General features: G+C 63.1%; 5 protein-coding genes. 1 reads left to right on the forward strand and 4 read right to left on the reverse strand.

The annotated features are described in order from the left end of the window. The 3 genes from PF446_RS01825 to sucC form a co-directional block, all read right to left on the reverse strand. Nucleotides 1-383 (reverse strand): nitrilase-related carbon-nitrogen hydrolase (locus PF446_RS01825; RefSeq protein ID WP_298069112.1); only part of this gene is annotated, 383 nt, incomplete at its 3' end. 88 nt (nt 384-471) lie between these two features. After that, on the reverse strand, nt 472-1344 hold the full coding sequence (gene sucD, locus PF446_RS01830; RefSeq protein WP_298069113.1) for a succinate--CoA ligase subunit alpha: 873 nt from the start codon (nt 1342-1344) through the stop codon (nt 472-474). Nucleotides 1345-1357: 13 nt separating this feature from the next. After that, entirely contained in the window at nt 1358-2518 is a 1161-nt protein-coding gene (gene sucC / locus PF446_RS01835) for an ADP-forming succinate--CoA ligase subunit beta (protein ID WP_298069115.1), read from the reverse strand. Nucleotides 2519-2781: 263 nt separating this feature from the next. On the opposite strand from sucC, the gene PF446_RS01840 reads away from it, so the two are divergent. Next, complete coding sequence (locus PF446_RS01840) at nt 2782-4407, forward strand: ATP-binding protein (RefSeq protein WP_298069117.1); 1626 nt, start codon at nt 2782-2784, stop codon at nt 4405-4407. Nucleotides 4408-4419: 12 nt separating this feature from the next. Here PF446_RS01840 and PF446_RS01845 read toward each other — a convergent pair whose 3' ends face one another. Next, nucleotides 4420-5379, reverse strand: coding sequence for a LacI family DNA-binding transcriptional regulator (locus tag PF446_RS01845; RefSeq protein WP_298069119.1), 960 nt, complete (start codon nt 5377-5379; stop codon nt 4420-4422). Between the last annotated feature and the right edge of the window lie 68 nt (nt 5380-5447).

A 5447-nucleotide genomic window follows, 5' to 3' on the forward strand; every position in this document is an offset into this window, starting at 1 on the left:
TTGGGCAACGCGTGCTTGGCGTAGCGTGCGGCCACGGTACCGCCACGCAGCAGGCTGAGTGCATTGAGCAAGGGCTGCTGGAAGGCGTTCTCGTCCAGCGTGTGGGCCACTTCGTCGGCACGCGCAGGGTGGCCGACCAGCATGTCGATGCCGTAACCGGCTGCGGCCAGGTCAGCGAGCGCTGATTCGCAGGCCGCGATGAAACTGGGCCGGCGCAACAGGTCGTCGGGTGGATAACCGCACAGGGCCAGCTCCGGAAAGACCACGAGGTCCGCGTCGGCATCCTTTGCCTCGCACGCAAGTTCCCGAACGCGCGCAGCATTGGCCTTCACCGCACCCACGGTAAAGTCGTGTTGTGCCAGCGCAAGCTTCAGTACGGCCATGACTGGATTCCTTGGGATACGCAAGGGCCGCGATGATTCGCGGCCCTTGCAGTCCATACGGCCATCGCGGCAAGACCGCGACAACCGTTTATTTCATGCGCTCGGCCAGGGTCTTGCCCAGATCGGCCGGCGACTTGACCGTGGTCACGCCCGCCTTTTCCAGCGCTGCGAACTTGGCCTCGGCCGTGCCCTTGCCGCCAGAGATGATGGCACCGGCGTGGCCCATGCGCTTGCCCGCAGGCGCCGACGCACCGGCGATGAACGACACCACTGGCTTGGTCACGTATTCGGAAATGAATTCCGCGGCATCTTCTTCGGCACTGCCACCGATCTCGCCGACCATGATGATGCCTTCGGTCTTGGGATCTTCCTGGAACAGCTTCAGGCAATCGATGAAGTTCATGCCCTGGATCGGGTCGCCACCGATGCCGATACAGGTGGACTGGCCCAGTCCCTCGTTGGTGGTCTGGAAGACCGCTTCATAGGTCAGTGTGCCCGAGCGCGACACAATGCCGACGTTGCCTGCCTTGTGGATGTGGCCGGGCATGATGCCGATCTTGCACTCTCCCGGGGTGATGATGCCCGGACAATTGGGGCCGATCAGCACCGTTTCCGGGTGTGCCTCCAGCACGTTCTTCACGCGCAGCATGTCCAGCACGGGAATGCCCTCGGTGATGGCCACGATCACTCCGATGCCCGCATCAATGGCCTCGAGGATGGAATCGGCCGCGAACGGCGGCGGCACGAAGATCACCGATGCATTGGCGCCGGTTGCCTCGACCGCGTCACTGACGCTGTTGAATACCGGGCGTTCCAGATGTTCACTGCCGCCCTTTCCGGGTGTGACACCACCCACGATCTGGGTGCCGTAATCAATCGCCTGCTCGGCGTGGAAGGTGCCCTGCTGGCCGGTGAAGCCCTGCACGATCACCTTGGTGCTCTTGTTGACAAGTACGCTCATGCCTGAATGCTCCTCACTTCGCGGCGGCCACGGCTTTCTTCGCCGCGTCGTTGAGATCATCGGCCGGCGTGATCGCCAGACCGGAATTAGCCAGCAACTCGCGGCCCTTCTCGACGTTGGTGCCCTGCAGGCGCACGATCACCGGAATCTTCAACCCCACTTCCTTGACCGCCGCGATGATGCCCTCGGCAATCAGGTCGCAGCGCACGATGCCGCCGAAGATGTTGACCAGGATCGCGCTCACCTTGTCCGAGGACAGGATCAGCTTGAAGGCCTCGGTCACACGCTCGGTAGTGGCGCCACCGCCGACATCGAGGAAGTTGGCCGGCTCGCCGCCCGCCAGCTTGATCACGTCCATGGTGGCCATGGCCAGACCCGCGCCATTGACCATGCAGCCAATGGTGCCGTCCATGGTCACGTAGTTGAGGTTGTGCTCCACGGCGGCCGCCTCGGCGGCGTCTTCCTGGGTCAGGTCGCGCATTGCGGCCAGATCCTTGTGCCGGAACTCGGCGTTGTCGTCGGAGTTCACCTTGCCATCCAGCGCGGCCAGGCTGCCGTCTTCGAGCACCGCCAGCGGATTGAGCTCGACCAGCGCCAGGTCCTTCTCGTTGAACAGTTTGTACAGGCCGAGCATGATGCCGGTCAGCTGGCGCACCTGCTTCGGATTGAGATCCATGTCAAATCCGAGCTGGCGGCACTGGTAGGGCTGCAGGTCCTCGACGTAGTCCACGGCGATCGTGTGGATGTCCTCGGGGGTTTCCCGTGCAACCTGTTCGATGTCCACGCCGCCGTGTTTGGAAGCGATGAACGAGACCGACTTGTTGTCGCGGTCCACCAGCACCGAAAGATACAGCTCGCGGGCAATGTCGGTGGCATCGGTGACCAGTACCAGATTGACCGGCAACGCGCGGCCACCGGACTGGTAGGTCTCCATGTTCGTGCCAAGCATGCCGGACGCGGCCGCCTTGACCTCGTCCAGGCTCTTGCAGAACTTGACGCCGCCCGCCTTGCCACGGCCGCCGGCATGAATCTGTGCCTTTACCATCCACTGCTTGCCGCCGAGGGCCCTGGCGGCCTCCACAGCGGCTTCGGCCGAGTCGGCCACCTTGCCCGGCGGCACGGTCACACCGTACTGCGCGAACAGCTCTTTTGCCTGATATTCGTGAAAATTCATCCGATACCTCGAACGGTCGTGAAACGCGCAGTCGAGCGGCGGGCACCGGGGGCGCGGGCACGGCGACGGCGATGGATACACGGGCGGCGGGATCGGGCAGGAAGCCGACGACGAATCCGCTCGCGACAGCCCACTATTGTCCAAGAACAGCACCTCAATGGAAAGGGGCAGTCGAAAAACCGTTCGGTCGGCCCCGAAAACAACTGCTCGCAGCCATCCGCGCAACGCTATACTTGAGCCTATTCCCGCGTTCCGGATTTGCCGTGTCCGTTGCCGCCAAGACCCTCGAAAACTCCATCTCCAGCACCAGCACGGCCCGCCGGGAGCTGTACTTCCTGAACTGGTTCCGCGTGGCGCAGGCCATTGTCTACAGCCTGCTGGCCTTCTGGGCTGCAGGCAGCAAGGGACTTGATCCCAACTTGCCCGTGCTGGCCAAGGTCGTTGCTGCCTTGTCGCTGGGCTATGCCTTGATCGCGCTGTTGCGCACACGCGCATGGTTGCTGCGGCCCGTCCTGTACACCTCGGCCGCGATCACCGTGGACATCTTCATCGCCATCACCGCGGTGTTCGCGATGCACAACGCCCGCCTCGGGATTGCCATGATGCTGGTGGTGAACCTGGCCGGCGCCGCCTTGGTGCTGCCCATGCGCCTGGCGCTGTTCTTCGCCGCGCTGGCTACGCTGGGCATGCTGGGCCAGGTCTTTCTCGGCAGCCAGTTTCACGGTTTTGATGGCGAACTGCTGGAAAGCGGCCTCTTCGGCATCGTCTATCTGGCCGCAGCCGGCATGTGCAATATCCTCGGACGACAAATGCGTGCCTCCGAGGCGCTGGCGCAAAAACGCGGACTGGACCTGGCCAATCTGGCCCAGGTCAATGAGCTGATCATCCGGCGCATGAAGACCGGCGTGCTGCTGGTCGATGACGGCAACCAGGTGCATCAGTTCAACGAATCGGCCTGGATGTTGCTGGGCAGCCCTTCGATCGGCCAGCGTGACCTGGGTACGCTGGCCCCTGAATTGTCCCGCCGTCTGTTCCACTGGCGCCACTACAACAAGCTCGACGAGACTTCGATTGCGCTCGCCGAAGGTGTCCCCGAGATTGTGCCGCGATTCACCCGTTTGGCTGCCAATGATGATTCCAACATACTGATTTTCCTCGACGACACCTCGCTTGTCTCCCGCCGCGCCGAAGAGCTTACTCTGGCTTCGCTGGGCCGCCTTTCGGCGTCGATCGCGCACGAGATCCGCAACCCGCTGGCAGCGATTCGCTATTCCGCCCAGCTGCTGGCCGAATCCGAGGACCTGGTCCAGGGCGACCAGCGCATGGTCGAGATCATCAACAATCACTGCAGCCGGTTGAACGAGATCATCGAGAATATCCTGCAGCTTTCACGACGCGAACGTTCCCGTCCGGAGACCCTGGACCTGAATGCCTGGGCTCTGAATTTCGTGGACGAGTACAGCGAAAGCAACGACCTTGGCGGTGACTCCCTGCGCGCGATCGTCCAGCCCACCGCCGTGGAGGCGGTGATCGACCCGCAGCATCTGCAACAGGTGATCTGGAATCTGGTGCAGAACGCCCTTCGCTATGGCCGCATGCCGGGCGAACCGGCACGGGTCATGCTGATTTCCCGTGCCGCCAGCGAGTCCGGCCCTCCTTTGCTGGAGGTGGTCGATCGCGGCCCCGGCATTCCGACCAAGGTCGCTGCTCAGATCTTCGAGCCGTTCTACACCACCCACGAGTACGGCACCGGACTGGGCCTGTATCTGTGCAAGCAGATGTGCGATGCCAACCAGGCCGAACTGGAATACGTGCCTGTCGCTGGTGGTGGTAGCTGTTTCCGGATCACTCTGGCGCTGACGGCCCAACCCCCCAAGTCCGACAGCTGACCATCGGACCAATCAGGTCGAGCGCAGCACCAGCGTGGTCGGCAACATTTCCGATTCCGCGGGCTGGCCCTCGACCAGCGCCAGCACCTTGCGAGCAAGCAACATGCCGCCCTCCTGCCAGTTTTGTCGCACCGAACTGAGGGGCGGCAGGAAACTGGCCCCCAGCGGGGTATCGTCGTAACCGACGACCGAGACATCACTGGGCACCTGGTGCCCGAGCTCGACCAGCGCCCTGATGGAACCCATGGCCAACAGGTCGCTGCAGGCAAAGATGCTGTCGAAGCGTGCCTCGCGTCGCGCCAGCGAGCGCACCGCGTCGACGCCCGAGGCGAGCGTGAATTCATTGCGCCGCAGCAGTAACGGCTTGATGTCATGTCGCGCCAGTTCGTCGACGAAGCCATGCAGGCGCTCGGCGATCTCGGGATGGTCAGGATTACCGATGAACACCGGGTAGCGACGCCCGATGGACACGAAACGCTCGGCCACGGCAGCGCCACCATGGCGGTTGTCGCTGCCTACCACCACATGATCGTCCTCCGGTGATTGCGCGCCCCAGACCACCATCGGCAACCCCAGCTTGTCGAACAGATGCACGGCATCCTCGCGCACGCCCTGTCCTAGCAGGATCAAGCCGTCCGCCGCCTGCACCGCTGCGGCACTGGAGCCTTGGCGGGTGGTCAGCAGCACGCTGTAGCCGGCAGAGGTGAGCTCTTGCGAGATACCGCCCAGCAAGGTGAGCGGATACGGATCCCACATGGTGCGATCACTGGAAGGCTTCATTTCCACGATCACGGCCACCGTGTGGCTGCGGCGCAAACGCAGGTTGCGCGCACTGACATTGAGCTTGTAGCCATGCTCACGTGCCAACTCCTGAACCTTGGCGCGTGTATCGGCATTGACCAGCGGACTGTCGGCAAGCGCCCGCGACACCGTGATCTTGGAAACCCCGGCCAGATACGCAAGATCGGCCATGGTCATGCTGGGCCGGGGCGCGCTGGGCTGTTTTTTCTTTTTCGACGTCAACGTGATTCCCGTCTATT

The sequence above is a fragment of the Oleiagrimonas sp. genome, assembly GCF_027858935.1.
Classification (GTDB): domain Bacteria; phylum Pseudomonadota; class Gammaproteobacteria; order Xanthomonadales; family Rhodanobacteraceae; genus Oleiagrimonas.

Bases quoted from the DNA above. Each gene is read 5' to 3' on its own strand.
- sucD (WP_298069113.1), bottom strand. From the start codon at position 1,344: ATGAGCGTACTTGTCAACAAGAGCACCAAGGTGATCGTGCAGGGCTTC.
- sucC (WP_298069115.1), bottom strand. From the start codon at position 2,518: ATGAATTTTCACGAATATCAGGCAAAAGAGCTGTTCGCGCAGTACGGT.
- PF446_RS01845 (WP_298069119.1), bottom strand. From the start codon at position 5,379: ATGGCCGATCTTGCGTATCTGGCCGGGGTTTCCAAGATCACGGTGTCG.